General features: G+C 32.9%; 38 protein-coding genes. 31 read left to right on the top strand and 7 right to left on the bottom strand.

Annotated elements, in window-relative coordinates; all coding sequences use genetic code 11:
* Both B0O44_RS24330 and B0O44_RS24335 read right to left on the bottom strand, forming a co-directional pair.
* A complete protein-coding gene (locus B0O44_RS24330; protein WP_170123405.1) occupies window positions 1-708 on the bottom strand; it encodes a ParA family protein in 708 nt (235 codons plus the stop codon).
* A 10-nt stretch (window positions 709-718) separates the two neighbouring features.
* Window positions 719-958, bottom strand: a complete 240-nt coding sequence (locus B0O44_RS24335; RefSeq protein ID WP_110834718.1) for a hypothetical protein — start codon at window positions 956-958, stop codon at window positions 719-721.
* 817 nt (window positions 959-1,775) lie between these two features.
* On the opposite strand from B0O44_RS24335, the gene B0O44_RS24340 reads away from it, so the two are divergent.
* The 5 genes from B0O44_RS24340 to B0O44_RS24360 all read left to right on the top strand — a co-directional run bounded on the left by B0O44_RS24340 (window position 1,776) and on the right by B0O44_RS24360 (window position 7,096).
* Entirely contained in the window at window positions 1,776-2,204 is a 429-nt protein-coding gene (locus B0O44_RS24340; RefSeq protein WP_110834719.1) for a hypothetical protein, read from the top strand.
* A gap of 16 nt (window positions 2,205-2,220) precedes the next feature.
* Window positions 2,221-3,705 carry a DUF5712 family protein gene (locus B0O44_RS24345; RefSeq protein WP_110834720.1) on the top strand — a complete coding sequence of 495 codons (1,485 nt, stop codon included), beginning with the start codon at window positions 2,221-2,223 and terminating at the stop codon, window positions 3,703-3,705.
* A 36-nt stretch (window positions 3,706-3,741) separates the two neighbouring features.
* Window positions 3,742-5,607 carry a type IV secretory system conjugative DNA transfer family protein gene (locus B0O44_RS24350; RefSeq protein ID WP_110834721.1) on the top strand — a complete coding sequence of 622 codons (1,866 nt, stop codon included), beginning with the start codon at window positions 3,742-3,744 and terminating at the stop codon, window positions 5,605-5,607.
* Window positions 5,608-5,759: 152 nt separating this feature from the next.
* A complete protein-coding gene (locus B0O44_RS24355) occupies window positions 5,760-6,656 on the top strand; it encodes a hypothetical protein (protein ID WP_110834722.1) in 897 nt (298 codons plus the stop codon).
* Window positions 6,657-6,661: 5 nt separating this feature from the next.
* Window positions 6,662-7,096, top strand: coding sequence for a hypothetical protein (locus tag B0O44_RS24360; RefSeq protein ID WP_110834723.1), 435 nt, complete (start codon window positions 6,662-6,664; stop codon window positions 7,094-7,096).
* Between the two features lie 382 nt (window positions 7,097-7,478).
* On the opposite strand, the gene B0O44_RS24370 is transcribed toward B0O44_RS24360, so the two are convergent.
* The 3 genes from B0O44_RS24370 to B0O44_RS24380 all read right to left on the bottom strand — a co-directional run bounded on the left by B0O44_RS24370 (window position 7,479) and on the right by B0O44_RS24380 (window position 9,171).
* Complete coding sequence (locus B0O44_RS24370) at window positions 7,479-7,973, bottom strand: DUF6169 family protein (protein WP_110834725.1); 495 nt, start codon at window positions 7,971-7,973, stop codon at window positions 7,479-7,481.
* Between the two features lie 436 nt (window positions 7,974-8,409).
* Window positions 8,410-8,586: a hypothetical protein gene (locus tag B0O44_RS25045; protein ID WP_170123406.1), complete on the bottom strand. Its 177-nt coding sequence runs from the start codon at window positions 8,584-8,586 to the stop codon at window positions 8,410-8,412.
* A gap of 231 nt (window positions 8,587-8,817) precedes the next feature.
* Entirely contained in the window at window positions 8,818-9,171 is a 354-nt protein-coding gene (locus tag B0O44_RS24380; protein ID WP_110834727.1) for a helix-turn-helix domain-containing protein, read from the bottom strand.
* Window positions 9,172-9,320: 149 nt separating this feature from the next.
* Here B0O44_RS24380 and B0O44_RS24385 point away from each other — a divergent pair, with 149 nt between their 5' ends.
* From B0O44_RS24385 to B0O44_RS24420, 8 genes are all read left to right on the top strand, one after another.
* On the top strand, window positions 9,321-9,536 hold the full coding sequence (locus B0O44_RS24385; RefSeq protein ID WP_110834728.1) for a hypothetical protein: 216 nt from the start codon (window positions 9,321-9,323) through the stop codon (window positions 9,534-9,536).
* An 8-nt stretch (window positions 9,537-9,544) separates the two neighbouring features.
* The gene (locus tag B0O44_RS24390) at window positions 9,545-10,450 is read left to right on the top strand and encodes an RNA polymerase sigma factor (RefSeq protein WP_110834729.1); all 906 of its coding nucleotides are present in this window, start codon (window positions 9,545-9,547) and stop codon (window positions 10,448-10,450) included.
* A 53-nt stretch (window positions 10,451-10,503) separates the two neighbouring features.
* Window positions 10,504-10,782: a transposase gene (locus tag B0O44_RS24395; RefSeq protein ID WP_110834730.1), complete on the top strand. Its 279-nt coding sequence runs from the start codon at window positions 10,504-10,506 to the stop codon at window positions 10,780-10,782.
* Window positions 10,779-11,630 carry an IS3 family transposase gene (locus tag B0O44_RS24400; RefSeq protein ID WP_110834731.1) on the top strand — a complete coding sequence of 284 codons (852 nt, stop codon included), beginning with the start codon at window positions 10,779-10,781 and terminating at the stop codon, window positions 11,628-11,630. The genes B0O44_RS24395 and B0O44_RS24400 overlap by 4 nt, the downstream gene beginning before the upstream one ends.
* Before the next feature lie 176 nt (window positions 11,631-11,806).
* Window positions 11,807-12,217: a hypothetical protein gene (locus tag B0O44_RS24405; protein ID WP_110834732.1), complete on the top strand. Its 411-nt coding sequence runs from the start codon at window positions 11,807-11,809 to the stop codon at window positions 12,215-12,217.
* Window positions 12,218-12,289: 72 nt separating this feature from the next.
* Window positions 12,290-12,664 (top strand): hypothetical protein, encoded by a 375-nt coding sequence (locus B0O44_RS24410; RefSeq protein ID WP_110834733.1) that lies wholly within the window; start codon window positions 12,290-12,292, stop codon window positions 12,662-12,664.
* A 158-nt stretch (window positions 12,665-12,822) separates the two neighbouring features.
* Window positions 12,823-13,254, top strand: a complete 432-nt coding sequence (locus tag B0O44_RS24415; protein WP_110834734.1) for a LexA family protein — start codon at window positions 12,823-12,825, stop codon at window positions 13,252-13,254.
* Window positions 13,251-14,516, top strand: coding sequence for a Y-family DNA polymerase (locus B0O44_RS24420; RefSeq protein WP_146229902.1), 1,266 nt, complete (start codon window positions 13,251-13,253; stop codon window positions 14,514-14,516). The genes B0O44_RS24415 and B0O44_RS24420 overlap by 4 nt, the downstream gene beginning before the upstream one ends.
* A gap of 271 nt (window positions 14,517-14,787) precedes the next feature.
* Here the strand turns inward: B0O44_RS24420 and B0O44_RS24425 are convergent, their stop codons facing one another.
* Entirely contained in the window at window positions 14,788-15,564 is a 777-nt protein-coding gene (locus B0O44_RS24425; protein WP_110834735.1) for an SOS response-associated peptidase, read from the bottom strand.
* Window positions 15,554-15,832 (bottom strand): hypothetical protein, encoded by a 279-nt coding sequence (locus B0O44_RS24430; protein WP_110834736.1) that lies wholly within the window; start codon window positions 15,830-15,832, stop codon window positions 15,554-15,556. Before B0O44_RS24430 ends, B0O44_RS24425 begins: the two co-directional genes overlap by 11 nt.
* A 185-nt stretch (window positions 15,833-16,017) precedes the next feature.
* Between B0O44_RS24430 and B0O44_RS24435 the strand changes: the two genes are divergently transcribed.
* The 18 genes from B0O44_RS24435 (at window position 16,018) to B0O44_RS24525 (ending at window position 25,672) form a co-directional block, all read left to right on the top strand.
* On the top strand, window positions 16,018-16,242 hold the full coding sequence (locus tag B0O44_RS24435) for a hypothetical protein (protein WP_110834737.1): 225 nt from the start codon (window positions 16,018-16,020) through the stop codon (window positions 16,240-16,242).
* 40 nt (window positions 16,243-16,282) lie between these two features.
* Window positions 16,283-17,191, top strand: coding sequence for a DUF72 domain-containing protein (locus tag B0O44_RS24440; protein ID WP_110834738.1), 909 nt, complete (start codon window positions 16,283-16,285; stop codon window positions 17,189-17,191).
* Window positions 17,192-17,489: 298 nt separating this feature from the next.
* Window positions 17,490-17,861, top strand: a complete 372-nt coding sequence (locus tag B0O44_RS24445) for a hypothetical protein (RefSeq protein ID WP_110834739.1) — start codon at window positions 17,490-17,492, stop codon at window positions 17,859-17,861.
* 164 nt (window positions 17,862-18,025) lie between these two features.
* Window positions 18,026-18,637 (top strand): recombinase family protein, encoded by a 612-nt coding sequence (locus B0O44_RS24450; protein ID WP_110834740.1) that lies wholly within the window; start codon window positions 18,026-18,028, stop codon window positions 18,635-18,637.
* Between the two features lie 125 nt (window positions 18,638-18,762).
* Window positions 18,763-19,269: an HNH endonuclease gene (locus tag B0O44_RS25135; RefSeq protein WP_211321450.1), complete on the top strand. Its 507-nt coding sequence runs from the start codon at window positions 18,763-18,765 to the stop codon at window positions 19,267-19,269.
* Window positions 19,270-19,744: 475 nt separating this feature from the next.
* A complete protein-coding gene (locus B0O44_RS24465; protein WP_110834742.1) occupies window positions 19,745-19,930 on the top strand; it encodes a hypothetical protein in 186 nt (61 codons plus the stop codon).
* A 66-nt stretch (window positions 19,931-19,996) separates the two neighbouring features.
* Window positions 19,997-20,419, top strand: coding sequence for a hypothetical protein (locus tag B0O44_RS24470; protein WP_110834743.1), 423 nt, complete (start codon window positions 19,997-19,999; stop codon window positions 20,417-20,419).
* Window positions 20,420-20,445: 26 nt separating this feature from the next.
* A complete protein-coding gene (locus B0O44_RS24900) occupies window positions 20,446-20,652 on the top strand; it encodes a hypothetical protein (RefSeq protein ID WP_146229903.1) in 207 nt (68 codons plus the stop codon).
* 24 nt (window positions 20,653-20,676) lie between these two features.
* A complete protein-coding gene (locus B0O44_RS24475) occupies window positions 20,677-20,988 on the top strand; it encodes a hypothetical protein (RefSeq protein ID WP_110834744.1) in 312 nt (103 codons plus the stop codon).
* Between the two features lie 238 nt (window positions 20,989-21,226).
* Window positions 21,227-21,511: a hypothetical protein gene (locus tag B0O44_RS24480; protein ID WP_146229904.1), complete on the top strand. Its 285-nt coding sequence runs from the start codon at window positions 21,227-21,229 to the stop codon at window positions 21,509-21,511.
* A gap of 257 nt (window positions 21,512-21,768) precedes the next feature.
* A complete protein-coding gene (locus B0O44_RS24490) occupies window positions 21,769-22,149 on the top strand; it encodes a hypothetical protein (protein ID WP_110834747.1) in 381 nt (126 codons plus the stop codon).
* Between the two features lie 15 nt (window positions 22,150-22,164).
* On the top strand, window positions 22,165-22,434 hold the full coding sequence (locus tag B0O44_RS24495) for a hypothetical protein (protein ID WP_110834748.1): 270 nt from the start codon (window positions 22,165-22,167) through the stop codon (window positions 22,432-22,434).
* A 249-nt stretch (window positions 22,435-22,683) separates the two neighbouring features.
* Complete coding sequence (locus B0O44_RS24500) at window positions 22,684-23,055, top strand: hypothetical protein (protein ID WP_110834749.1); 372 nt, start codon at window positions 22,684-22,686, stop codon at window positions 23,053-23,055.
* Window positions 23,056-23,391 carry a hypothetical protein gene (locus B0O44_RS24505; RefSeq protein ID WP_110834750.1) on the top strand — a complete coding sequence of 112 codons (336 nt, stop codon included), beginning with the start codon at window positions 23,056-23,058 and terminating at the stop codon, window positions 23,389-23,391.
* Window positions 23,392-23,437: 46 nt separating this feature from the next.
* Window positions 23,438-23,812 carry a hypothetical protein gene (locus B0O44_RS24510; RefSeq protein ID WP_110834751.1) on the top strand — a complete coding sequence of 125 codons (375 nt, stop codon included), beginning with the start codon at window positions 23,438-23,440 and terminating at the stop codon, window positions 23,810-23,812.
* A gap of 29 nt (window positions 23,813-23,841) precedes the next feature.
* Window positions 23,842-24,204, top strand: a complete 363-nt coding sequence (locus B0O44_RS24515; protein ID WP_110834752.1) for a hypothetical protein — start codon at window positions 23,842-23,844, stop codon at window positions 24,202-24,204.
* Between the two features lie 74 nt (window positions 24,205-24,278).
* Window positions 24,279-25,073: a toll/interleukin-1 receptor domain-containing protein gene (locus B0O44_RS24520; RefSeq protein ID WP_110834753.1), complete on the top strand. Its 795-nt coding sequence runs from the start codon at window positions 24,279-24,281 to the stop codon at window positions 25,071-25,073.
* Window positions 25,074-25,456: 383 nt separating this feature from the next.
* The gene (locus tag B0O44_RS24525; RefSeq protein WP_146229905.1) at window positions 25,457-25,672 is read left to right on the top strand and encodes a hypothetical protein; all 216 of its coding nucleotides are present in this window, start codon (window positions 25,457-25,459) and stop codon (window positions 25,670-25,672) included.
* Window positions 25,673-26,061: the final 389 nt, after the last annotated feature.

The raw sequence follows: 26,061 nt of genomic DNA on the forward strand, positions 1-26,061 counted from the left end.
TTAATTATTTAAAAATTGAACTAATTCATCCATAAAGGGTTTTATGATTTCCTTCCCTCCTTTTCTTTGAGTTAAACTAAAATAAGAGGAATAATGCCTTGAAATTAATGTAGAATCATTCAGATGATTTTTCATCAAAGGAAGATTAATATGATTAGCCCAGTCTGGAATATCTTTATTCTCAGCAGCATTCTTCCATCTATTGTGAAATCCTATGTATTTGAATGGATATCCCTTTTCGTCTTTCCATTGCTTAACATCGTTTACATATTGCATAAAATCTGAGGTGGTTTGTAAAGCCATTGTTTCAGCTATAAATGGAATAAAAAGAAAATCGACAACAGCTAATAATTGAACAATATCAAAAGAAATCGAGGGATTATTCATATCCTCTGTGATCCTGGGCATGTCAATAATAATGAAATGATGCTCATTTTTAGATTTCAACTCTTTTATTCGCTGAATAACGTTTTTCAATGGAGTCTTCTCTATTTCATAGGGAGCTGCCCATTTAGGAAATAATTGAGCATCCATTGACCTGGTTTTTGAGATGGTGGATTGTTCATCACAATCAAGTACAATTATTTTTTTAAAATAATTTAGGGTTAATTCTGAGGCTATAATTAAGGTTGAGCTTGATTTACCTACTCCCCCTTTCATATTACCACTTAGCATTATTCTTGTTTGGAACTGATCTGGTTTTTTCATAATTATAGACTTATACATTATAAAGCTCCTTTTTTATAATTAAACAATCATGAGTATAGTTGTTAATTCTTATTTTGCCATTGCTGTTTAAAGAGGTCAACATTTGAGCTTCTAATTTTATTCCCCTTTGTGAGCAATACAATTTTAAATCATCAGTATGTTCTATTAGGTCATACCGATTGCTGTCAATATCGGCATCTCTTTGATGAAGTTCTTTGACAGTGACTAAGTAGATAAATTTTGTAATCATAAAAGTAACGGTTTATTTTATAATAGTGTAAAAATAGAAAAGTATTTTAATATACAAAAGTATTTATAGAAAAATATAAATGTGTAAAAGTAAATAAGTATACTTTAATCATAATTTTATTAGTTTATACTCCTTAGCATTTAGAAAGTCAATTTTGAGATTACTAATTTTGAGTTTCTCGTAGTTTGTTTGCCCCTCTTTTGGATTTTTAAATTTTAAGGTATATTAATATATATATAGAATTATCTATTTGTAGTATAGTATACAATTCTATATGTATACCTATATATAAATAGAATAATATACTTTAGTTAAAACTACTTTTAATAGTGTATTAGTAGAATAGTATATTAATACTTAAGTGTACTAAATGTCAAAGTGTAAAAGTAGCAAAGTATATTATTCTATAAGTAGAAAACATTATAGGTTTTCGTTTACAGATGATAAGTGTAAAAGTAGAAAAGTATATTATTCTATAAGTAGAAAACATATTAGATTTTTTGTTTACAGATGATAAGTGTAAAAGTAGAAAAGTATATAAATATACATTATATTATTTCACTAACATTCTTAAAGTATACTAGTATACTTTAAGAATGTTAGTGCCTAGGAATGGACTATTATGCATTATTCTTGTTCGGCTACAGGTTAGTGTGATATTTTATGGCGATTGCTGTGTTCGGTAATGCGGTTTACCGGTTTTTATAGCAAGAGGGTAACAGTTTTCTAACTGTTTATCAATTATTTATAGTTAATTATCAATTATTTTATGTCTAATCTATTGATTACTAATATTATTTAGGTTACCTTTAATATTATGGATACTATTAAATCAAAACCCTATAAATTATCACCGATTGTTGCAGAATTAGTTGATCTAAATTCAAAAAAATTTGGTATTCCTGCTGCTGAATACATTTCCATGTGCGTTAAATTTTGTCACAAAACGAATTTTGTTCCTGATGAATCCAGTCTTAAAAGCACGAAACTTACCTCTAATTTTAAGACACTAAATCAGTTAATTAAACTTGAAAAGGACAATAAAATGAATCTTACTGAAGTAAGAAATACGATAATTTCTTTTATAAAAACCCAAGAAAAAGATATTCTAAATCCTATAAAATCGACTGTAGATGATCTTCCAAAACTTATGGAACTATATTATATTAAAACGTTAGGATTAATTATTGACGTTTTAGTTTCTGATGAAAAGGAGCGGAATAAACTAAAAGAATACTATAAATAATTTTCCATTATATAGAATGCATACCAAAATTATTGACCCAAAGAACAGTAGTAATAAAGCAATATATGATAATAAAGGATCCTCAGCGAGAGCCATAAACTACATGAATAAAGAAAATGCAGATAAAAATATTGGTATTTTTTTTAACGAAAAGGAAGATAATATTCTGCATGATGAGGTAATTAAAAAGATTGATTCCAATGTAAATGGATTGAAAGAAGATGAATCAAAGTTTGATTCAATAGTTGTTTCTCCATCAAATGAAGAGCTTCTTCATATTGGAAATGATCAAATAAAATTAAAAGAATTTGTATGTGAAGTCATGAAAAATTATTCCAATAATTTTAATAGTAAACAGAAAAATTATCAAAAAAAAGAACCAGTTATTTTACTTGATTTTGGTTCAGCTAAATATAAATTCGATCAGGAAAATAAAGAATCTTTCTTTGTAAAATTTAAAGATTCTAAAAATGTAGAAAGGTATATCTGGGGAATTGATTTAAAACGTACCATGGAAAATTCAAATGTTGTCAAAGGGGACAAAGTTCATATTGATCATCTTGGTCAATCTCAAGTAAAAGTGATGGTTAAGGAGAAACAAGCAGATGGACGTTTCATAGAAAGAGAAAAAACAGTCTTACGAAATGAATGGGAAGTAGTAACTGATGATTACAGGAAACAGGTACCTTTAAAAATAAAGGATACTCCTAAAATGGAGGCACCTGAACTGGTTTGGTATGCTGCAATACATAATACACGGGAATATGAATTGAAAGACGAAAAAATTAGTTTGCGTATAACAGATTTAAAAAAGCAAGGGCTATCCAAATTGGATATTTTCAAAGAAGTTAAGAAAGATATGTTTTTGCTCAAATACAAACCAACACAAAGAGATATTGAATATTTCTATGACAATGGCCCTGTTATGAGTGGCGAAATTAAACCAGGTGATAACCGGCACATTCATATCATAGTTTCTAGACGTGATAAAGAAATGAAAAGAACCCTTAATAATTCAAATAGAAATAGTTTCAATCGGGTTGAGTTTTTTGAAAGAAATAGTGAATCATTTAATATGAGTTTTAATTTTACCAAGTCACAGCATACGTTGTTTGATAAACGCTGGAAAATGTTTCAACATCGGATTGATCATATGAACTTAAAATATGCGTTCCCATCCGGCTATTTGGATTCTAAAAAGTTGTTTAATGTTTATGCAGATCAAAGATACCATGATAACTTTTCAAAAAATTTCTGGAAACTTGAAAATGGTTTTAAGAAAGGAACAGTACCGGCTGATCCGATTGCTTTTGTTGCCCTGGGCAGTAATAGAATCCCATTCGAGAAGGAAAATAATGTATCTTTGGCCGACATGATGGGTTCAATGAAATCTTTAGGCGGAGCAATGGGAGAAGGAGGGGATCAGGAAATAACTCTTTTGTTAAATAAATTACGTCGAAGAAGGAATCAAAGATCCCAGGATCAAGGTCGAAATAAATAGTTTATTAGTTATATTTTTTTTGTAAACCGTTACTTTATGAAAAAAGAAGCAAATGTTGCTTATTCCTTCTTGGGGATATGTTCCGTCTTTTTTGGCTTACAGTATTATTATTATCTTTTTGATAATAATTTTTTTAGCTCTTATTTACCGAAAATCAATTTTGCGCATACTACAGCAATAGCAATAGGTTTTGTATTGCGAATTGGTTTTGTGTTAGGATTGTTAATCTGTTGTTATCTATTTAAGAAGTATTCTGTTTCTACAATTTCTAAAAGGCGCAGTCTTTCTTATAAGGTTTTAATATGGCTTTCCTTCATTCCAGCCAGTTTATTCTTTATTTTAGTTACTGATTTGCCATTTATAGGATTTAATTATCCTTTATCTTTTTTCCTAGTTATCACCAGTTGTGTACTTATTGCAAAAACAGTTACAATTGGTAATGGTTTAAAGGACGATTTTGATATTAAATCAGATCAAAATCCACTTTATAAAGAGGGGGGATTTGTCATTCCCCTGGTCAATGATAAGTATATAAATATTCCAGTCCCCAACGCTGGAATTAGTGTGATAGCTTCCGCTGGATCTGGTAAAACAGAAAGTATAGCCTTCCCCATTATCGAGCAAATGACCCAAGAAGATTTTGCAAGTATCACCTTTGATTATAAATTTCCCGTTTTAGCTAGTAAAATCTATCATGAACTTGTAAAGGTTGATGGTAAAATTAATAATGAAGATAGAAAAACCTGTTGGATCATAAATTTTATGGATCCTACCCGTACCCATAGAACGAACGTATTACACCAAAGTTTACTTCAGCAGGTCACATTTGCTACTCAATATTCAAAATCACTTGTAAGTAATTTGATGCCTGAATCAATTAAGAACCCAGATTTTTGGATGAGAAGTTCTACCGCTTTGTTAACTGGTACTATGTGGTATCTAAAAAAGAATTATCCTCAGTTTTGTACATTACCACATGTAATTGCCATTATCAATAATGGCGATACTATAGAGTTGGTTAATATGTTGATGTCAGATATGGAAACTGATGGTTTAGTCAGCAGTATTCATAGTGCAATCCAAAGACATGCTGATAACCAAATTGCTGGTGTACTTTCAACTTTACAAACTGCCTTTGCTGTTATTAATACCAAAAATATTTTTTGGGTGCTATCTGGTAATGATTTTGTGCTAAATGTAAATGACCCTAAAAATCCAAAACATGTAATCATAGGTAATGATTCACAGGTTTCTGAGGCTTTAAATCCCATTATTTCTTGCATGATGACTATAGCTATTAAGAAAATGATTTCTGAAAACAAAAAGCGTAGCGTCGTTTTAATGGATGAAGCAGCTCAGCTCTACATTCCTAATTTTCCTAATATTCCTGCTGTTTGTAGAAGTTATGGTATCTCGGTGATATGTCTAGCACAAAGTATATCACAATATGAGGATCTTTACGGTCCCCAGGGATCTCAAACCTTGATGGATAATTTAAATACACAAATCTATGGTAGAACTAGGAGTACCAAAACTGCCCGATATGTTTCAGAACTTTTTGGTAAGGAGGAAAAGGTTACTTATTCTCAAAACACCTCTGTTAATTCTAGTTTGAGTGGGGGAGGTAACTCGCTTGCAAAAAATGAAAGCTACCAGTTAAAGGACCTAGTTCGGCCTAAAGATGTTTTGAATCTAAAAACGGGAGAATTCTACGGATTAACAATGGGAACTGAAGAGCCTTACTTTCATGGAATGGTTAAAAGGGAGATAATAGATGAAAAAATTGCCAATATTCCTGCCTTTTCTACACACGCAACACCTGATGCAATTGAAAAAAATTACGTTAAAATTCGTGAAGAGGCCATGTCCATCTTCGAAATGTTCAGAAACAATAAAAAATAAATAGTTGATAATCAATACTTAAGATGTAAAATTATGTATTGAGGGGAAAAAAAATTAAAATACTTATTATTTATTGCCAAATATGGCGAAATATTTCCCATATTTGAAGTATAGATTAAAAGACAAAAAATTAACACTTAAAAATCCATATTATGAAAATTGTACACGTAAGAACTCTTCTTTTTTTATTCATCGCTATTTTTGCTGTCAGTTGTAAAAAAGACAGTGAAGTTGCGCCTGATCCAGCCCCATCGAATTTTAAATATGCTTTTGAGGAAATGTTTTCAAAAGCTAATTATTATGTAAATGTTAATCCTCTAGCGAATACTCCTTTAGAAACTGATGCCGGCAAGTATACCAGTTCTTTAGGTATTTATTCAAGAATTGGAAATAGCCCTACTGAAAACAGTTATGTTTGGTTACTTAAGCCCATTGCAAACCAAGATTGGAAAACTGAAGTAGCAAAAGAAATTTTAATGGATTATGATTTTCATCAGGTAGGTGAACAGCTTACGACAATTATTACCAGAAAGCCTTATATGCTTGATCAGATATTATTACCAAGTGATTTCAATGGTGCTTCAATTATATTTCCGTTACAATCAACCGCAAATGCTATTAATAATCCTCTTAAAGCTACTGTTGAATATTGGAAAGTTAAAACTGTTCTTCCGTTAGTTGTTCAACCTAAAGAGGAGTCCATGAAAATTAAAGACTATAATAAACAGACAACACCAGGCACTAAACTTGAAACCAGAACAATTACCGTAAATGCCGAGAAATTTGCTTTAACTAAAGCTCCAGCAAGTGTTACAAAAGGTAATTCAATTTTAGATTTAAATACTTGGTTGGATTCGAGCGTGAAGTTAACAGAAGACGGCAAAAACGTAACTAGTTTTAGTATTGATGGGGCGCCGTCTTATGTATTACCTGAAGGTCACAACTTAGATCTTTCTAAATTAACAGTAGGTCAAAGTGTAACTATAAGGGTTCAAAAGTTTTATGCAAATGGTCTGTTTGAACTTGTTCATACATTCAACGTGAATTAATACTTATGCGTAGGATCTGGTTGATTTTTGTACTATTTAACTGTAGTCGTGTTTCGGCCCAGATCAAACCTTTGATGATAGAAAAGGGTGCATATAAGATTACTGAAAATAATCTGGGTGAATACTTTGGAGATTACAGCCTTGTTTCTAAAAATAACCGGGAAATTGTATATCAAAATATCAATTGTAAAGCAGATACTTTAAGAATGACGTTTAACAATAAAGGCCAAATTCACTGGATTGAACTTAAAAGCAATGACCCAAACATCATAATAAATTTTAAAGACCAATTAACAGGTGTCTACGATATTTATCCGACGGATTCAATGAAATTGTATTTCAACACAAAAAGTAAAATTTCATTTAACTTTTATAGTTTGAACGATTATAAATATATAGACCTTTTTTTAAATGATAGATTAACCCTGGATGAGATATGATCAGAGAAGCGTTTATAAAATTAATTAGGAATATTATTGGTTTTTTTATTGTGGCTGGTTTCGGTTCACTGTATCAAATTGTTTTTATAATTCTTATTTTAATTTCGATTTGGAAGTTATTCAAGGCGTATAAGCTTCAGCGAAACCTAACAAGAACATCTTTTACAGGCCACTTATACAAAAGTAATAATATTGGATTTAAGTATTGATTGCTATCAAGATTGATCAGCTGCAGCGGATCCTGGACATGGTTTTGATAGCAGAATATTGAAGCCGGCACCAGGCCTAGAGAGTATTTTGCTATCAAAGTTCTTCTGGAGCGGACCAGATCCCCATTGGATCCGGAAACAAACTGATAGCAAAAAAGAAGCCCTATAATTTGTTATAGGGCTTCTAACATTTGTCTAATTGTAAAGCGGTAAGCGTCTATTAATTCAACTTTATTGGGGCAATCTTTTGAAATTATTAATGAACTATACCAGTTTGATCCGTAGTGTACAATATGAGAGTGGTGACGTTCAAATTTGTCATCTTCATTATCTTCTCTGAACCACTTACCAAAGGTTATTCTTCTTTGTCGTTCCCTCTCGTCTGAATTATCGCAGATAAAAATAAAAGCATCCTCAGGATGATTTTCAAAAAAAGACCTGAAAATATTCAATATTGTATTTTTTGTTTTATTGTCAAAACGTTGTTTGGCATTTGGATTTTGTCTTACACAATTAAAACCAATGGTATAAATTGGCTTAACCCCATCCGGTAAATGATTCGGATCTATTAAATAATACTCAACGAAATATACGTTGTATTCGTCACCGGCATTATTTATAAATTGAAAGCCGGAATTATCTTCTACGAGATCATAGAGGTTTGACAAAGGCAATTTCCTTTAATGATGATAAGGTTTTACCTTCTTTTATTGCTTCAGAAATACGCTTTTTATCCTCTATCATCTTTATGAATGGGTTAACAACGGTATTACCTTGCTTTTTGTTTTCGATATGTGATTTTGAATTTTTCACATTCAAATGTACGAAATAAAATAGAATTATGTAAAACATTTTATAGTCAAATTGTTTAATGTCAGTGTTTAACCAATGAAACAAGGAAAGAATAAGGTAAAAAAATAGGTGTTATAGTTAACTATAACACCTATTTTTTTTACCTTTACCTATTGAATGTCAAATCTAACTAAATGTTAGTACAGTAAAATACCTGGGGTCGAGAGCTTGTAGGTAGGTAAGCGATCAAAGCCCACGTTATTACGTGGGCTCGCTTATTTATAATAATTCACAAAAATTAAATTTTAACTTTTAAGGCTCATTGCTATCAGGATTGATCAGCTGGAGAACTTCCAGGACAAGGTTTTGATAGCAAAACTTCATGGCCGGCGCCAGGCCTGGGGAATATTTTGCTATCAAAGTTCTTCCGGAGCGGACCGATTCCCCATCGGATCCGGAAACAAACTGATAGCAAAAAAAGAGTTTCATATCATAAAAAAAGCACTTAGATTTCTAAGCGCTTTTTTAAGAAAGAATTTGATAACCGAGCCTAGGTTTTCAAATAATGTACGAATATAAAATTAATGATTAAGAATTTTAACTATTATAGGTGTTATAGTTAAATATAACACTTTTGTTTGCAATTCTCTTTTTTTATTCTTTAAATTTGAATAGAGAGCGTTAATAGGGGGTGAGGTTTCGACCAAGCCCCCTTCCTATTTATTTTAGATGTCTAAAATCAAAAAGTTCCCCTACCTCAACTCCAAAAGCCATAGAAAATTTTTGGAGCGTTTGTAATTTTACGTCAACACGGCCTTTCTCAATGTTTATAAGTTGTGCATCTTCTACTTCGGCAATCAGTGCAAATTTTCTTATGCTCAGCCCCTTTTCCATTCTTAATTCTTGAATTCGCTTTCCCAGAAGTACCTTCAGTGTGTCTAAATCATCACAAATCATCGATGAAATATCACCCTTGAAAAAATAAAAACCGTTATAGCCAAATATAACACTTGTATTTTTTTTATATTTACTTTTTAGATGGAAAAAAGTGGTTTTAACTGCCCTAAATGGCATAGTGATAAGGTAAGCTGCTCTAAATCATTATTATGTACAGACATATTTTTTTAAATAAATAAAAATCTCGGGTCCGCCCAACCAACCAAACCGTTACCTAAAAGCCCATCCGTTTTCGGTGGGCTTTTTAACCAACTAACTTATTTACTATGAAAAACGTTACTCATGAACTTAATTTTGACGGATTTGAATATCCAGGTACTGAAATCGATCTATTTTCAAAAGCCAGCAACCTTTTTACTATGCGCCTTAGAAACGGCAAAACACTTCATTATGAAGTTGACGCTGATAAGGCTGAAACATTTAAAGCATGGCTTTTACACCATAATGTGATCGATGTCAAGGATTCCTCAAGAACAAAATAATCTTTGCTATGATAGAAAAGGTGATCAAGCTAACGGATGAATCAAAATTAATCAGAGCATTGAAACAAAGGAAAGATCATGCTTTTGATGAGGTTTTTACAAAATATTCGAAATCTTTAAGAAATGCTGTTAAGGAATATGTAAGAGAGCATTTTTTAGATGATCTCATCCAGGACACCTTTATAAAGGTCTGGAAGTGCATTGACAACTATGATCCCGAAAAAGGGAGATTTTATACTTGGTTAGTAAATGTTACCAAAAACAATGCAATTGACTTGCGCCGAAGTAAGGAATATAAAAAAGCCCTTATGTTACAGGAACTCGATATAAACATTTACTCAGAATCATTACATATGCCTGGTTTGAATGTTGACTTAATTGGATTTAGAAAAGTAATAATGGATCTCAACCTTAAACATTATACAATTCTAGATTTAGTCTATTTCAAGGGTTTTACACTTCCAGAAGTTTCAGAAGAATTAAATTTAAAGCTGGGTACAGTAAAGACACGTCTACGACAAACTTTGATAGAACTTAGGGCATATTTTAAAGCTGACAAGGAAAAATCAGAAAATAAGTCCTTTTCAAAAAGGTCTGATAGGAATACGAATGAAACTCAACTTAATCATAATAGGTTAGTAGATAGTGAAATAGGTGACGATATTAAAGTTTCATTAAATAAAAAGTTAAGAGTTGTAATACAGAATTCTGATTTAAAATTGAACTATTGTTCTCCAATGATGGGTGTTAATCAGGCAACATGTTATGCTTATCTAAGAATTCTAAGAAGGTCACAAACTTCAGAAATGAATATTGAGGAAGAAAGGCTAAAGTTAGCCAGGGAAGTTAAAATGCTCATTGATAACGGTACTAAATCAATTGGAGACATTGCATCTATTCTAAACATAGTATAATACTCCCCAAATATTGGACAGCTGATTAAATTCATAAATTTAACAGTCGAAAAATGAAAAAAGAGCGTAGAAAATTCAGTCCTGTATTCAAGACCAAGGTGGTGCTTGAATCGATCAGAGAGGCGAGCACATTACAAGAGCTTGCCAGTAAGTATAGTCTTCACCCGACGCAGATTACCGCGTGGAAACGGGAATTTCTGGAAAAAGCGGATACAGTTTTTGGGTCAGAGAAGGCCGTTGAAAAGGAGGAATCCAAGGAAAAGGAATTATACTCTAAAATTGGAGAACTTCAGATCCAGGTTGATTTCTTAAAAAAAGTATTGGGGAAATGAGCATTATTGAAAGGCGTAGCCTGATTTCCCCAGAAGATGATGCGCTGAGTATTTCTGGTCAATGTAAGTTGCTGGATCTGCAGCGTAGCCAGTATTATTTCAGGCCTAAAGGCGAATCCCAGTTCAATCAATCGATGATGAATGTAATTGACCGTAAATTCCTGGACTGCCCATTTTATGGTGTGGAACGGATGACTGCATACCTGAACAAAGACTTGGGCTATCATGTAAATTCCAAACGTGTACGGCGTTTATACCGGGTAATGAACCTCAGCACGATATATCCTAAGAAGAACCTGAGCAAAGCAAATGCTGCACATTACAAATACCCGTATCTGCTCAAAGGGTTAAAAATAGACCGTGTGGGACAGGTTTGGCAGGCTGATATCACTTATATCCCCATGTTCCGGGGATTCATGTATATGTTTGCCATTATTGATGTGTATAGCCGCAAGATTGTTGGCTGGAGCATTTCAAATACTATGACGGTAGAATGGTGCAGGGATGTACTGCTGGAAACCATAGAAGAGCATGGGAAACCCGAGATATTCAATACCGATCAGGGATCACAGTTTACCAGTCCCATTTTTATTAAGGTGTTGAAAGGAAACAAGATCAGTATTTCCATGGATGGCAAAGGAAGAGCATTGGACAATGTGTTCATTGAACGCTTCTGGAGGTCATTAAAGCAGGAGTATATTTACCTGAATCCGCCCAATGGTGGTATGGAATTATTCCAGGGTGTAAAACGGTATGTCGAATTTTATAACAAGGAGAGAAGGCATCAGGCCAATGGGGATCTTACTCCAAATGAGGTGTTTTATCAGAACAATAAAAAAGTGTCGTAAATAATCTTAAGTTTGATCTATAGCTGTCCAACAAATAGGGAGTACTTCATAGATAAGGAAACCTATTTTACATTACAAAAATTAATTAATAGTTCAGATCCACTTGGTAGATCATTTAGAAATTTTTGTTTTATATGTGAAAGGTATAATTGTCATCACAATTAAATTCAATTTTTATGGAAACAGTTTTCAAAAATCAAGATCAAATATTTGAGGCAATTAGAAAAGTTAAAAAAAGCAAGCCCACAATAAAGAAATTATTAGCTCCACTACTTTTCTTAGCCGGGATTAATTTAATTGCCATTATTAGTGCAGATAAAGTTGGGCAGGTCTTTAGTTTTTACCCCTATATTGTTATTGCTATTGTAGTCGGAAGCCTAATTGTTATGGTTTGTTCGTTTTATCAATTTAAAAAAAGGGATATATTAGAAAAATTCATCGATGCTTGTTTTGATGAAAAGGATAGTAATAACGTAATAATAGATAAGTTGACCATAATTGCGCGATCCAATAAATTTGACAATACTTCTCAACGTAGACTAGCTTTGATGCTTTTGGATGAATACCACAAAATATCAAATCCTTGATCTGGATCATATTTTCACTCCCCAGAGTTTGAGGCTAATTTCTTATAATATCATATAATATATAATCAAAAGATGGTATATTCTTATAATTATAGCTTAAGTATAAAGTTAAAGCTATCCGATGGTGCCTTTAATTTTCTGACAATCGCCATTAAACGCAATAAGATAACAAAGCCCTCTATGTTTGAGGGTGAATTTTGGAATTCATGTATAATTAAAAGGCGTCAAGGGGATAAGGAAATCATTCTTTCTATCGAACAAATGAATAAACTATTAATAGCAGCTCTGGAGCCATTAAAGAAAGACTACCAATTAAACCAGGAATCAAGAGAATTTGCCATCGATCTTTGCAATACTTTTAAAGAAATCTCTGCCGATGCCATTAAAGAATTGAATGTTTTAAATGATGATAATCTAGTATACTCAACAAAAATGGAATTTATTTAAAGTGCCCCTTGTATCTAGACAATCCTGTTTATTGGGTATTTGAATGTATTTTTGAAGCCTTTAACCCCTTATGATTATAATACTTTCAATTTTTCAATAATTATTTCGTTGATTAAATGCTAAAATAATTAGTAATTTTGAATCTCAAAATTACTTTTATGGAACATTTAGTACAGCTTTATACGGCAGACTTTAAAACACAAATGCTAATTCCATATTTTGAAAGGGGTATACAGGCTGGTTTTCCATCACCTGCAGCTGATTATATGGAACTTGCAATAGACCTTAATGATACTCTAATTAAGAACCCCTCGAGTACTTTTATTGGTCGAATCAGTGGTGTTTCGATGATTGAAATTGGAATATTTGATGGATCATTAGCAATAATTGATAAGTCGCAGCGGGTTGAAAGCGGAAATATTGTTGTGGCTTGGGTGGATGATGGATTTACATTAAAGCAGTTTAAAAAAGAGAAAGGGAAAACATATTTGATTGCTTTCAATAATGACTTTAAACCTATCCTCATAGATGAATCAAATTATGGGATTATTTGGGGGAAAGTCACCTACATAATAAATGAGACAAAATGATTGCTATTGCGGATTGTAATAATTTTTACGCCAGCTGTCAAAGGCTTTTTAATCCGGCCTTAATTGATAAGCCAGTAGTTGTTCTAAGCAATAATGACGGGTGTGTTGTTGCGCGTTCCAATGAGGCTAAAGCATTGGGCATTGCAATGGGTGTACCCGCATTCCAAATTAAGGATTTAATTGAGGAAAAACAGGTTCATGTTTTTTCTTCCAATTATACCTTGTATGGTGATATGAGTAACCGTGTTATGACTACATTATCCAGGTTCTCACCAAATGTAGAGATCTATAGCATAGATGAAGCATTTTTACTGTTTGATGGGTTCGATCACTATAATTTGAGTGATTATGCCCGGATAATTGTTCAAACAACCACTAAAAATACTGGGATACCGATTAGTATAGGCATTGCCCCCACTAAAACGCTTGCTAAACTTGCTAATAAGATAGCGAAAAAGGATCCGATTAAATTCCAGGGTGTGATGGCCCTAATGAACAGGGACGAGATTAGGGCCGCATTGTTGGATTTTCCTGTTCAGGATGTGTGGGGTATAGGGAATAGATATGCAATGATGTTGAATCAGTATGGCATTAAGACGGCCCTTCAGTTCGTTAATCTCCCTCCGGATTGGGTTAAAACGAAAATGACCATCACGGGGTTAAGGATGTGGCATGAATTAAGGGGAAAGCCATGTATACCAATGGAAGAAAATCCACCATCGAAAAAGGGTATTTGCACCAGTAGAAGTTTCGGTAAAATGTTGAATGATTATGAACCAATCGCTGAAGCCGTAGCAAATTATAGTGCCAGGTGTGCTATGAAACTCAGGGCTCAAAACTCTAGTTGTAAAGTTATTACTGTTTTTTTAAATACTAATGGTTTTAGGACTGACCTTAAACAATATAATAATTCAAAATCTATTGTTTTACCAGTTGCAACAAACAGCAGCTTTGAATTAAATAAGTTTGCATTACAAGCCTTGTGTTACATTTTCAAAAGTGGATATTCTTATAAAAAGGCGGGAGTCATGGTTACAGATATTGTTCCCCAGTCGCAGAGCCAAAAAAACTTGTTTTATCAGATCGACGATCAGAAGCAAAATAAGATTATGCAAGCACTTGATAAAATTAATGCCCTTTATGGTTCCGATAAGCTTAGATTTGGTGCACAGGGCTTTGCAAGGCAATGGAGATTAAAAAATGAGATGTTGTCGCCTTGTTATACCACACGACTAAATGAATTGATAAGAATAAAATTGTAAGCAAAAATACTTATAACTGTTGTTACCACTGAAAACTAAATTTAGGCTACCTTAGTAACATTGACTTATTTTTAATTTATGGTTGGTTAACCAAATGTAAACCTACTTATAGTCCGAAGCTGCATTTGTCTGATCAGCAATTGTAGAGTTGATGGAAAATATTTAGGAGCATTTTAATCTGTGGGTTTTCATGATTTTAATAGGGGTCTGAAAATGCACAAATGAATTGAGGTAGGTCAATATCTCTAAAATTTAAAAGCCGAAGTTCAGTTTACAATTCTGATTTCGGCTTTTCACCTGTAAGAATCCAATTATTTTCTGCAATTAATAAAGAGTCCGAAAACTCAATAGGTTCTATTACTGAAGGTACATTTTGCTTTTGATTCGCTAATTTTGATACAGGCCAAGCGATCAAATCGTCATCAATATAAGTTCGGGTTAAATTTTCTATATCCAGTCTATTATTACCCCTCGTTAGCCATAAATTTTCTTCACCTGGTCCAAGTATATATGGCATTCTGGGTTTTTTGTTGTGTAATCTACGGAGCATTGGTGTTGGCTCGACAGTGATAATGGTGAAGTTTTTTCGTTCTTCTCCTGTCTTTTTGTTGATCCATTTTTTATATAAACCGCCAAAAGAAAAAACTTTTCTTGATTTTGTTGTGATGAAATAATAAATACAGGAACCATCTGGAGCATGGTGAGGTTCAAAAAAACCAGTGGTTAAAATTAAGCAATGCAGATCTTCAGCAGAATCTTTCCAGGTTGGTTTCTCAAAAATGGTTTCGGCTTTAGCATTTAGGGTCCCACTCCGAATTTGCTTACTTTTTGAATCCTCAGGGTCAAATGTCCATTTCGGTATAAAACCCCATTCCGCAATTTGAATAAAATCTGGATTTTCTGATGTGATTATAGGCATCTTTGGAAAATCAAATCCGTTTGCATTGTAAAAGGATGTTAAACCTGTTTGATCGTTGGGAATTATCTTTTTCCCCACCTCTTCTTCTAAGTCTTTTTTATCGAGATACTGGGAATAATTATAACACATCTTTGATATATTTTTTTTTAGTCATATACATTATAAGCGGAATGCCATTAATTACGCAAGTAATATCGGGTGACTGGATGGGATAACAATATGGTGCGTTCGCCGGTTTTACTTTATAAGGGATGAGTTCAACAGCAGCTTCTTCCAAATATTCGTATGGCTCATTGCATTCAACCACTAACATCTGAATAAATGTTATTCCTTCATTAAGCCAGAAATTGTAAATTTCCGAATTAACTTCAACATAACCGTTTTTTAAATGATTCATAATAATTAAAGATATCACATTTAGGGAACAATAACTAATAATATTAGTATTTTGAGTGTTTTAATTATGAAATTGATATGGTTTTATAACAATTTATATATAAAATTGCTATCAGTTTTTAGCAATTTACATATAAAATTGTTCTTTGTTTATGCCAATTTTTCAAATTTTCTTTTCAAAATTTTATGCAGCCGTTCGATATAGAAGTCCTAATACGTGGTAAGAAGGAGGTATTATTGGTTATACCTGACCATGAATCGCATAAATTTATGGTGTTTGATGGGGACATTTACTTAGGTACTGTTTTGCCGATGTTAGAGGAAGAAGGGGTTAAATGGACATCTGATAAACTAATGGCAGATGAATTATTGGCGCAGATTGGTGATAAAATAGAAAATCATGAAACATAAATTGATTATTATTGTTTTCAACCCTTTAGATATTTAAAATATGGAATTTGGTAAAGTACAAGAAGACGAGATTTTGTCAGTCAATTTTTCACTTCCAAATGATGGCTCTATTACTTCTAAGATTTTAGAAAAATCAGAAGAAAATAAAAAGGTCAAATTTTATGTTGGGTGCGGAACTTGGGGGCAAAAAAGTTGGACGAAGCACCTTTACAACAAAGGTACTAAGACTTCAGATTTTTTAAAAATGTACCTTACTCAGTTTAATTCCATAGAATTAAATGCCATGTTTTACTCTTTGCCAGATAGAGACCGGGTTATCGGATGGAAAAAACTAGCAATTGAAAACTCCAAATCTAATTTTTTGTTCTGTCCGAGACTTCCACAATTAATTTCACATGTATTAAAACTGGAAGATGTTAACGAGATTTTTCAAAATTTTGTAGATGTTGTCTCAAATTTTGGTGATAATCTTGGTGCTTCTTTTTTGCAGCTCGGTATTTTTGGCCCTGAAAGACTTCACATATTACAGGACTTTGTTGAGACTGTGCCCTCTGGGTTTAAGTTGTTTGTCGAAGTTAGAAGCCCCGAATGGTTTTCAAATGAGAAAGTTAAAGAAGAATATTTTTCTGTTTTATCCAGAAATAATATTGGTGCTGTAATTACTGACACTTCTGGAAGGAGAGATTTGATCCATATGAATTTGACAATTCCTGAATGCTTTATTCGGTTTGTTGGAAATGGCGGAAAATATGTAGAATCTGATTTTCGGAGAATTGATGATTGGGTGATCCGCATTCAAGAATGGGTAAACCGAGGTATTGAAAAGGTCTATTTCTTTGTTCATGAACATGGTGAAAGGAATACTCCAATATTAGCCAACTATGTAATTCAACAGTTTAATGCTCTTCTTGAGGCAAACTTGCCCGAATTAACTTTTATTGAAAAATAGTTGAACCTTAATTTATTTGCACTCAATTAAATGTATTACTTTTTTCAAAATATTTGGGGTTCGACCCCTTTTATTTTGGTTATTTATTAATGTGCTGCAAATTTACTTCGCCAGGGGGACACGCCCTGACGCTTCGGGGGCATATGCTCTCCCAATAAAATATGGATAAAAAATGGGTATCCAACTTCATGTTTCAGTCGGAGCCTCCACATTTTTTATCCATATTTTATTTTGCTTAATCCCCCTGTTGTCTCGTTGACTTCTAGCATACATTAATTTATAACTTAATTAAGAAAGCATGGAAAATCAATTAGAATTGCGCGAAAACACATTAATTCAAGCCTGGTTTAAGATCGGAACATTAAACTGTTGGATTGCCAAAGCTCATGACCCAATTTTCACAGAAAGATCAATAGTATTATGTCCTACAATCGAATCCTTACAAGAAAAGATAGGCTTAGGTAATTGGTGTTTAGGGCAGGGGTTTGCATTTATGAACCTTTGTTTTATTAATCAAATTGATGGTGGGGATGAATGGCTAACGATTAAGGAGGATTACTGCTTTGAGAGCATTACTTTTAATCGCTATATAAAAGATGGTGAATTTATTCCGCTTATAGAAAGATTACTTAAAGCAACAAAGCAGGAATGTCTTAGTTTAAATTACTAAGTCTTATAGCCCTACGGGGCTATTTTTACATTTCATTAAAACGATCGTTTTTCTAAACTTTTAGAATTCTACGAGAAGTACGGGGTTGGATTCATATATCAGTTTAGAATAGCTGTTTATTTAATCAAAGTTCATTATATTGCACATACACGTTTAATTAAACTATGCTGATAGGTTATATAAGAGTTTCTAAAGAGGATCAAAATCCAGACATGCAGATTGACGCTTTCAAGAAATTTGCTTGTGAAAAGCTTTTTTTTGAAAAGATAAGCGGGGCAAAAACCGAAAGAGCTGAATTTGATAAGATGATTTCTATCCTGAGGCCTGGAGATACCGTTCTAGTTTGGGAGATCTCTAGGTTAGGGAGATCAGCTCCCGAAATGATCAAGATCGTTGACGAATGGTTCAAGATGGGTGTAGGTTTAAAATCTATTACAGAGCCTTTTGTTGACTCTAGTTCTGAATGGGGGGATTTCCTAGCTAAATTTTTCCTGCTTATGGCTGATAGCGAAAGGAAGAGATTAATAAGAAGAACAAGAGAAGGATTAAGCTCAGCCAGGGCGAGAGGAAGAATTGGCGGTAAAAAGAAAGGGCTTACGGCTGCTGCTATGGCAACGGCCAAGAATGCTGTTATCTTTTATAATTCCAAAATTCTAACTACGAATGAAATGTGCAGCGCCCTTAAAATTAGCAAAGCCACTCTTTACAAATACTTACGATATGAGGGCGTCGAAATTGCTGGATGGGTAAAGACACCTAACCTGAATCGAGATTGAATGTCTCAATAAACGTAAAGTACCAGGTGCAAGTGATCAGTTGCCCCAGCTCAGCAGATCCGGTAGAACCTGGAGGAAAATAAAGGGGAAAAGAAAGTAAGTACGGTACTAAAGGGAATTTAATAATGGATGCAAAAGATAAGATCAAAGAAGAATTAAAAAACGATAATTTTAGTTTGTTCGGGTATTCTAGTGATGATTGTGGATATGATAGTCGGTTGAATGGGAAGAATGTTTCCAAGGATGATGCGACAAGCATCTTAAAAACTATTGAAAATGGTATCAGTTTTCGCCTTGCTGGATATTCTAGTGATGACTGTAATTATGAAAGTAGATTAGGTCAAAGCAGGAAACATTCTAAATTTAATAGAATCGTAGGACGAATTAAGGTAAAACGAAATATTACTGCTAAACATAGAGATCTTATTTTTGAGCGTGATGGTTATAAATGTTTAATGCCTGGATGTAATGAAACTAGTAATTTAACTATTGACCATATAATACCCCTTGATTTAGGTGGTAGAAATTCAATCCATAACTACCAAACATTATGCGCATTTCATAATCAGGAAAAAGGGAATAAGATAATGGATTTCAGAATTAACAAAACACACATCAAAGGAAAAAAATAAAAACGTCAATTGGCCAGCTGCCGGTGATCAGATCCGGAAGAAACCTGGAGGAGTATATAAATTGTATAATGGCTCAGCTCATTGCGGCTTATCTGCTTCGCCAGATTTTGAAAAAGCTTATACGGGAATGCGTTTTGCATAAAATGAAGAGTAAACAAAATATGAAGGATAAAATAAAAAATGTCTTAAAAAACGAGGGTAAAGAAGCAAAGGTAAGAAGAGGTGTCGGGCAACCGTCAAAGTATTCATCCGGGGACGAGTAATTCAAAATTTTAAAAAACGAAGATATTTTGCTATCATGAATGATCAGCTGCAGTGGATCCTGGGCAAGATTTTGATAGCAAAACTTGTCGGCCGGTACCAGGTTAGGAGAAGGATTTGCTATCAAAGATCTTCCGGAGCGTACCGGATCCCCAGCTGATCCGGATACATATTGATAGTAGTCTCATGAAAGTAATTAAGGGTAAAATAAAATATGAATGTTAAAGACAAAATCAAAGAAGTCTTAAAAAACGAGGACTTAACCTGGGAAAAGTTGGCCGAACTCGATGGTGGCCAAGGAAAGGGTAGTTATAGACAGAATTTAATCAAACGGGTTGAAAAACTGCAAAGTACTTTTGATTTAATTGGTTATGAAATTGTATTAAAAAAAGTAAAATAAACTTGCAAAAGTAACTTTATATAGTTACTTTTATGTTGGTAAAGCACTAAGGCTTACGCTTATAAGATGAAAACACAAGATGTAAAGTTTAAAGTTACTAAAATTGAAGATTCTAGGAAGAATGGTTCTACAATCGAAATCGGCAGTATATACGATGGGATTTTAAATAAAAACAACAACGCTGTCTGGTTTAATGATGTGAATGATCAGAGCTGGGTGTTTTGGGTTAATGACACTTGTGAGTTGATTGACCAAAATGAACAATTTCTAACGGAATTAGAACAACAGGTGGTGAGTGCTTTAAAAGACGGTGATGATTTTGAGGATATGCCCACTGAATGTATAGAGAATTTAGAGGATCGTACAGGTATGTCTACAAAGGTATTAAGAGGTGTGCTTTCTTCCTTAATAAAAAAGGATATAGTTCAATCAGGAGAATTCCCGAATGGTCTTACTGCATTCCATTACAGAGGGATATCACATTCGTAACAAACCTGGAGAAAAAAACAAGATATATGAAATTATACCAAATACCAGTAGGCTCCTTCTTTGTTATTGATGGGGATAAACAATTATATAAAATGCTTTTCAACCAGCCAGATGGAGTAAGTTATTACCCCTGCGGGATTAGTGGACAACGCATTGGGGATGATATAGATATTGTATTTGACAATATCTTATTTAACTCCCAGTGTAGTCCCGCAGCACCAATTTTTCAATAAAATCTTAATAACAAACAATTAATTATGATTACTCAGGAGGAAAACGAACACTTAGCAGCAATAAAAATAGCCTATGAAAATGATTCTAATTATTATGAAGGGTCATTAAGTGGTGAAAGTTTCAAAATTAGAATGAACAAAGACCATGCTCGGAACTCTTTTAGAAATGATGACCAATATGTTCATAATCTAAGTCTTGTTTCTGTTAATGATCAATCTTGTAGGGTATTCAGAAAAATCGGCAATAAGTTTCAATGGCAAATAGAGAACATCACTGATTGGCAAGATGCAGAAGAACAGATTTTGGAGTTCTTTTATGCCATAGCAAATGATTAAACAAAATCTCATGAAACGAAGGGATTACCTGGGCACAATACACCGAAACTACTGGGTATATAAGTATAGGTGGTTTCAGGAAAATATTGTTTAATCACCTGGATAAATTAACAAAATTCCTTGCTATGATTGGGTACGAAATTGTGATAAAAAAGATAAAATAAACTTGTTATTTTACTCTATATAGAGTATATTTATATTAATAAAGCACTTAGGCTTAGTTAATAAAATAAACACTATGTCGTTAACTCAACACAATACCGTATATAGTTACAGTCAAAACAGACTTGAAGATTTGCCTTCTGAAGAAATTGAGCGGTATATGCAAGAATGTCAAAATACATACAGATTTTATGCAAAAGAAATCTTAGACGGTTATGACGGCCAATCGAATGCAAAATTATTTAAGGACGCACACGATGCCTTCTATGAGTGGTATCCTGTTTTAAATGCCGCAAAGAAACGTGAGGCGAACAAAGAATTAGAAGATGAGGCGATGTGGAAACGAGCCTGTGGAGAATAAAATAAAAACTAAAGAGACATCCTATACAACAACATAGATTTATTAATAATCAAAAAATTAAAGAAATGGTAAAATTTAACGATATTATAATCATAGTAATAATGTCAGTCGTATCCACTGCTCTGCTATTCTTATGTTTGTATAAAGTAAGAAATAGCGAAGAAGAAACAAAGATTTCATTTCTTGATTTTGTTACTGAATTTGCCATACATCTATATAATATAATTGATAACTACGTCCATTAAAAAACGAACGATATGAATTATAAAAAAAACTTTAATTCGTTATTCATAAAATTGCTTCTCTTCTTGTTTTATGGAGTAATTGGACTTTTGTTCCTGTTTGGTGATAAGAATTACTTCGGGAATCTACCAACTTCGTTCTATAAAATTACTGGTGTAGTCTTTACTTTGGCCTCTATTGCCACAATTTTATTGTTAATACGGGATTTAGCATATAATTCCAAACCGTCCAATAAGGTAGAATTATTCCTCAAATATCATATACCAGATCACTTCACTGAGGAACAAACAAATCAAAAGTTAAATCAAATCGCTTACGGTAACGGGCCAGATTATAATGAAACTGATAGAGATATAGCCTTAGGATTGATTAGATTAAAACAAAAATTATATTAACAATATACGAATGATATGAATGTGATTTTATCTATAAATTTTGATACACTTATAGGTGCTTCTTTTGAAATTGTCAATCCAGTAGTATTACCCTTGGAGGGTGAATTCTTCGATTGTACCTGGTCGGATTTTATAAAGAATTCAGAAACCTTAGAATTGTTGGCAACTGCGCAATATGAAGTTGGTACTTGGCAAGTAAAGGTTCTTGATAAGAAATATTCAAAAGATGAAGTACAAGTAAACATTTTATTGTTTACTCCGGACAATTATTTACACCAACTCTGAAAGAAAGTCTTAAAAAACGATTAATATGAAACGATCGACAACAATTTTAATATCAATAGTACTTTGGATAATTGGCGCAGTCTACTTTCTTTTTTTTGCAGAAATAAAATCAGAAATGGTTAGGTTAATTGTACCAGTTTTTTTAGTTGTATCATTTTCATCAGGGCTAATACTATATATGAGATCAGATTTCACGGAAAGAAATAGCGGTGATAACAAACATAAGTCTTAAAAAGCGAACATTTTAATATGGAAAATCAAACGGCATTAATATATGGAGCAGGATTGTTTATAATCTTTGGTACATGCAGAGTTTATTTAAACAAATTTAAATTTAAACGAAGTTTGGCTGGGTTACTGGGACTTTGCATGATGGGGCAAATCCTCCTTAATAATATATTGGACTTTACTCCAAATTCAAATTATCCTGCTGATCTTCAAAATTTAGGGTATCAAGTTGCTCAAATTACCAATCCAGTAGCAATTGTATTGTTGGCATTTTTAACCATTATTTCATCAATTCGAATAGTTTCTAAATTGTGTGTCTTTTCAAAAAAACCGGAATTTGGGGATTTCTCTTCAATGTCAGATGAGTCTAAAATCAGAAATCAATCTTTATAAATGGGATACTATATTTTTTTTGCAGTAATATTTATACTGGGTATGTATAAATCCATCAAAAAAAAGAACAAATTCGAAACTATTCTATTGGGGAGTCTGGGTCTTTTACTTTTTGGTGTTCTTTTATGGGCTGAGACAAGTCCAATAAGAAATAAAACTGATTATGTCTATTATAAGGGTCAAAAGCATTTTGTACCTGCAATGGATATCAAGGGTGACAGCATCATCCTTATTTTGGACAACGATATAAGGGTTAATATTGACAGTGTTACTTCCGCAAAACCAAGAAATTCAGTATCCTGGATTACCGATTGGCGAACAAAACATAAAATTTAAAAGATCTTCTTTTCCCTAAGGGATTAAAATCTTAAAAACGAACAATATGCAGTCATACATATTAAGAGCTGTTAGACCTAAAGCGGGGGATATTTTCGCATTGTTCCCTAATGATGAATATGTATATTTACTATGTAAAAGTTTAAAGGATCTGCAAAAAACTGTGCGACATATAACTCCTTCTGGTTATCGTGTTAGGACTTCTAGTTGGTTTTCAAAATATCTTAAAATGAATAATTACGATTTAATTCTAAGTAGTGGATTCTTTGAAAAACATGAAAAGTATCGAATTATAAAGATAGCGGAAGAACCAGTTGATTATAAGTCTTTTGATTTTACAAATCGTAACCAAAAAACATATACATTGAAAGCTTTTGTTTCAGAATCAGCAATTAACAAAATTAAACTGTTATTTAATTAGATCACCAATCTCATCAACTAAGGTTTACTATGATAAAAGTTAAGCACCCACTGGATGAATGTAATATTAATCAGGAAAATTTTATTAATAGCCTTCCCGAGCCTAAAAGGCGTTTCAAATCTTTAATGTTTAGTCATGGCAATGCTGCATATCGCTACCATCTTAAAGGTTTTGAATTGTCGAACAAGTTAGATTTTGAAGAATGGATTGAAGGTTTAGACGATGGTGCATTTAAAAGTGATATGAAAGCGAAGGGATTTGAAAAGTGCAAAACTGTTGCGAGCTTTACCCGTCATGTGCAAGAACGGAACAATTCTGGATTTGATAAATTTATAGAAAACCTTATGGGAACAGATGACTATAAAGAATATATGTCTTTGGTAAACTGCTAAGTTTAAAAATCTTAAAAAACAAAGGAAAACTTATAAATTATAATACGAATTAAACCTAAATTTAATTTTACGCTATGATATTTTTAAGTCACAATTATTTAGATAAACCTATTGTCGAGCCTATTGCAAAAGCCTTATCTGAAGTTTTCGGAATAAATAAAGTATTTTATGATAGTTGGTCAATGCAACCAGGGGATGGAATTATCGATAAAATGGACGAGGGTTTGGAAGCCTGTGAATTTTTTTTCTTTTTTGTCTCTAAAAACAGCCTGGCAAGTAATATGGTGAAATTAGAGTGGCAAAATGCTCTTTATAAAGCTACACATAATAAAGCTAAACTTATTCCTGTGAAGTTGGATGATTGTTTGATGCCTGCGATATTAATGCAAGCATTATATATTGATATCTATGGTAAAGGATTTGATCATGGCTTACGACAAATTATAGATGTAATCAACAAAAAAAACACATTTAATTCTGAAGGGGTACAACACTACGAAAATGTGCGCGCCTATATAAGGAAAAACGCTAATAATAAGGAAATTGAGTTGGAAATTAGGGCGGAGACGTACTTTGAGCCTATATCTAAATATCTTTTATTAGTAGAAAATGCCGAAAATGAAGTCCAAATAAATCCAAATGGTTTACTAAATCCTGGAAGTGGAACTTTTATGAAAGATGTTGGAGTGTCCGATAATTATAAATGTAATGCATTCTATTATTTTTTTAATGGTCCAACTGTGCCTAATTACCCATTAAAATTTGAGATTAACAGTACTTCACAGACTCCCTTAAAATTTGTCGGGGTGATGAAGTCTGTTGGTGAAAACTTGATTCGAATAATTCCATTAATTGAGATCCAGAAATAGACCAGTATAAAACTGCTGCTTACAAATCCGGAACTACCTGGAGAGAATTAAAGGGAAGAAAAATCTTAAAAAACAAACTTTAAATTTTGCCAATGAAAAACCAACTGGATACACCCACATTAATAATCGTCATTTTGGCCATATTGGCAATTATTGGTATTTCGATAATCATTTTTCAAGTATATCCAAGTGGATCTATTGGATATTTCTTTGTTCTGGTTTATACCTGGATCTGTGCATTCTTAGCAACAAGTTTTTCAATTGTACAATTGATTATTAAGCAAAGGCGACTCAAATAATAACATTCTCAAAAAACAAAGAATTGATCTGTTGCCTGGGATAAGATCCGGATGATTTAAAATCATATAAATCAAATCATGATTATGAAAAGCAAAAAGTATAAGGACAAAACAATAAATTTAAAAACAGGTTTGCATCCCAATGAACTAGGAAGTGTTAGTCATTGGATTGGTGCGGATGATTGTAAAACAATCATATGTGAGCCGGCAAACCTAAGTGCAACTTATCGTAATAAGGTTGCTAAGAAAATGATAGGTATTGTTCAGGATAGAATTAAGTCTACAGATAAATTGTCTTAAAAAAGGAAGATAGTTTGCTATCAAGATTGATCAGCTGCAGCGGATCTTGGACATGATTTTGATAGCAAAAATATAGAGCCGGCACCTAACCTGGGGAGTATTTTGCTATCAAAGTTCTTCCGGAGCGTGTCGGATCCCCAGCTGATCCGAAGACAAACTGATAGCAAACTCATTAAAGTAATAAAGGGGAATAGAATAATGGACACAAAAGACAAAATTAAAGAAGTCTTAAAAAAAGAGGGGGTAACTTGGGCACAATACACCGAAACTGCTGGGTATAAAAGTATCGGCGGCTTCAGGAAAATATTGTTTAATCACCTGGATAAATTAACAAAATTCCTTGCTATGATTGGGTACGAAATTGTGATAAAAAAGATAAAATAAACTTG

The sequence above is a fragment of the Pedobacter nutrimenti genome, from assembly GCF_003208655.1.
GTDB classification, from domain to species: Bacteria; Bacteroidota; Bacteroidia; order Sphingobacteriales; family Sphingobacteriaceae; genus Pedobacter; species Pedobacter nutrimenti.

Coding starts and splice junctions, on each gene's coding strand:
- B0O44_RS24330 (WP_170123405.1), bottom strand. CDS start 708: ATGAAAAAACCAGATCAGTTCCAAACAAGAATAATGCTAAGTGGTAAT.
- B0O44_RS24335 (WP_110834718.1), bottom strand. CDS start 958: ATGATTACAAAATTTATCTACTTAGTCACTGTCAAAGAACTTCATCAA.
- B0O44_RS24340 (WP_110834719.1), top strand. CDS start 1,776: ATGGATACTATTAAATCAAAACCCTATAAATTATCACCGATTGTTGCA.
- B0O44_RS24345 (WP_110834720.1), top strand. CDS start 2,221: ATGCATACCAAAATTATTGACCCAAAGAACAGTAGTAATAAAGCAATA.
- B0O44_RS24350 (WP_110834721.1), top strand. CDS start 3,742: ATGAAAAAAGAAGCAAATGTTGCTTATTCCTTCTTGGGGATATGTTCC.
- B0O44_RS24355 (WP_110834722.1), top strand. CDS start 5,760: ATGAAAATTGTACACGTAAGAACTCTTCTTTTTTTATTCATCGCTATT.
- B0O44_RS24360 (WP_110834723.1), top strand. CDS start 6,662: ATGCGTAGGATCTGGTTGATTTTTGTACTATTTAACTGTAGTCGTGTT.
- B0O44_RS25045 (WP_170123406.1), bottom strand. CDS start 8,586: ATGAAACTCTTTTTTTGCTATCAGTTTGTTTCCGGATCCGATGGGGAA.
- B0O44_RS24380 (WP_110834727.1), bottom strand. CDS start 9,171: ATGCCATTTAGGGCAGTTAAAACCACTTTTTTCCATCTAAAAAGTAAA.
- B0O44_RS24385 (WP_110834728.1), top strand. CDS start 9,321: ATGAAAAACGTTACTCATGAACTTAATTTTGACGGATTTGAATATCCA.
- B0O44_RS24390 (WP_110834729.1), top strand. CDS start 9,545: ATGATAGAAAAGGTGATCAAGCTAACGGATGAATCAAAATTAATCAGA.
- B0O44_RS24395 (WP_110834730.1), top strand. CDS start 10,504: ATGAAAAAAGAGCGTAGAAAATTCAGTCCTGTATTCAAGACCAAGGTG.
- B0O44_RS24400 (WP_110834731.1), top strand. CDS start 10,779: ATGAGCATTATTGAAAGGCGTAGCCTGATTTCCCCAGAAGATGATGCG.
- B0O44_RS24405 (WP_110834732.1), top strand. CDS start 11,807: ATGGAAACAGTTTTCAAAAATCAAGATCAAATATTTGAGGCAATTAGA.
- B0O44_RS24410 (WP_110834733.1), top strand. CDS start 12,290: ATGGTATATTCTTATAATTATAGCTTAAGTATAAAGTTAAAGCTATCC.
- B0O44_RS24415 (WP_110834734.1), top strand. CDS start 12,823: ATGGAACATTTAGTACAGCTTTATACGGCAGACTTTAAAACACAAATG.
- B0O44_RS24420 (WP_146229902.1), top strand. CDS start 13,251: ATGATTGCTATTGCGGATTGTAATAATTTTTACGCCAGCTGTCAAAGG.
- B0O44_RS24425 (WP_110834735.1), bottom strand. CDS start 15,564: ATGTGTTATAATTATTCCCAGTATCTCGATAAAAAAGACTTAGAAGAA.
- B0O44_RS24430 (WP_110834736.1), bottom strand. CDS start 15,832: ATGAATCATTTAAAAAACGGTTATGTTGAAGTTAATTCGGAAATTTAC.
- B0O44_RS24435 (WP_110834737.1), top strand. CDS start 16,018: ATGCAGCCGTTCGATATAGAAGTCCTAATACGTGGTAAGAAGGAGGTA.
- B0O44_RS24440 (WP_110834738.1), top strand. CDS start 16,283: ATGGAATTTGGTAAAGTACAAGAAGACGAGATTTTGTCAGTCAATTTT.
- B0O44_RS24445 (WP_110834739.1), top strand. CDS start 17,490: ATGGAAAATCAATTAGAATTGCGCGAAAACACATTAATTCAAGCCTGG.
- B0O44_RS24450 (WP_110834740.1), top strand. CDS start 18,026: ATGCTGATAGGTTATATAAGAGTTTCTAAAGAGGATCAAAATCCAGAC.
- B0O44_RS25135 (WP_211321450.1), top strand. CDS start 18,763: ATGGATGCAAAAGATAAGATCAAAGAAGAATTAAAAAACGATAATTTT.
- B0O44_RS24465 (WP_110834742.1), top strand. CDS start 19,745: ATGAATGTTAAAGACAAAATCAAAGAAGTCTTAAAAAACGAGGACTTA.
- B0O44_RS24470 (WP_110834743.1), top strand. CDS start 19,997: ATGAAAACACAAGATGTAAAGTTTAAAGTTACTAAAATTGAAGATTCT.
- B0O44_RS24900 (WP_146229903.1), top strand. CDS start 20,446: ATGAAATTATACCAAATACCAGTAGGCTCCTTCTTTGTTATTGATGGG.
- B0O44_RS24475 (WP_110834744.1), top strand. CDS start 20,677: ATGATTACTCAGGAGGAAAACGAACACTTAGCAGCAATAAAAATAGCC.
- B0O44_RS24480 (WP_146229904.1), top strand. CDS start 21,227: ATGTCGTTAACTCAACACAATACCGTATATAGTTACAGTCAAAACAGA.
- B0O44_RS24490 (WP_110834747.1), top strand. CDS start 21,769: ATGAATTATAAAAAAAACTTTAATTCGTTATTCATAAAATTGCTTCTC.
- B0O44_RS24495 (WP_110834748.1), top strand. CDS start 22,165: ATGAATGTGATTTTATCTATAAATTTTGATACACTTATAGGTGCTTCT.
- B0O44_RS24500 (WP_110834749.1), top strand. CDS start 22,684: ATGGAAAATCAAACGGCATTAATATATGGAGCAGGATTGTTTATAATC.
- B0O44_RS24505 (WP_110834750.1), top strand. CDS start 23,056: ATGGGATACTATATTTTTTTTGCAGTAATATTTATACTGGGTATGTAT.
- B0O44_RS24510 (WP_110834751.1), top strand. CDS start 23,438: ATGCAGTCATACATATTAAGAGCTGTTAGACCTAAAGCGGGGGATATT.
- B0O44_RS24515 (WP_110834752.1), top strand. CDS start 23,842: ATGATAAAAGTTAAGCACCCACTGGATGAATGTAATATTAATCAGGAA.
- B0O44_RS24520 (WP_110834753.1), top strand. CDS start 24,279: ATGATATTTTTAAGTCACAATTATTTAGATAAACCTATTGTCGAGCCT.
- B0O44_RS24525 (WP_146229905.1), top strand. CDS start 25,457: ATGAAAAGCAAAAAGTATAAGGACAAAACAATAAATTTAAAAACAGGT.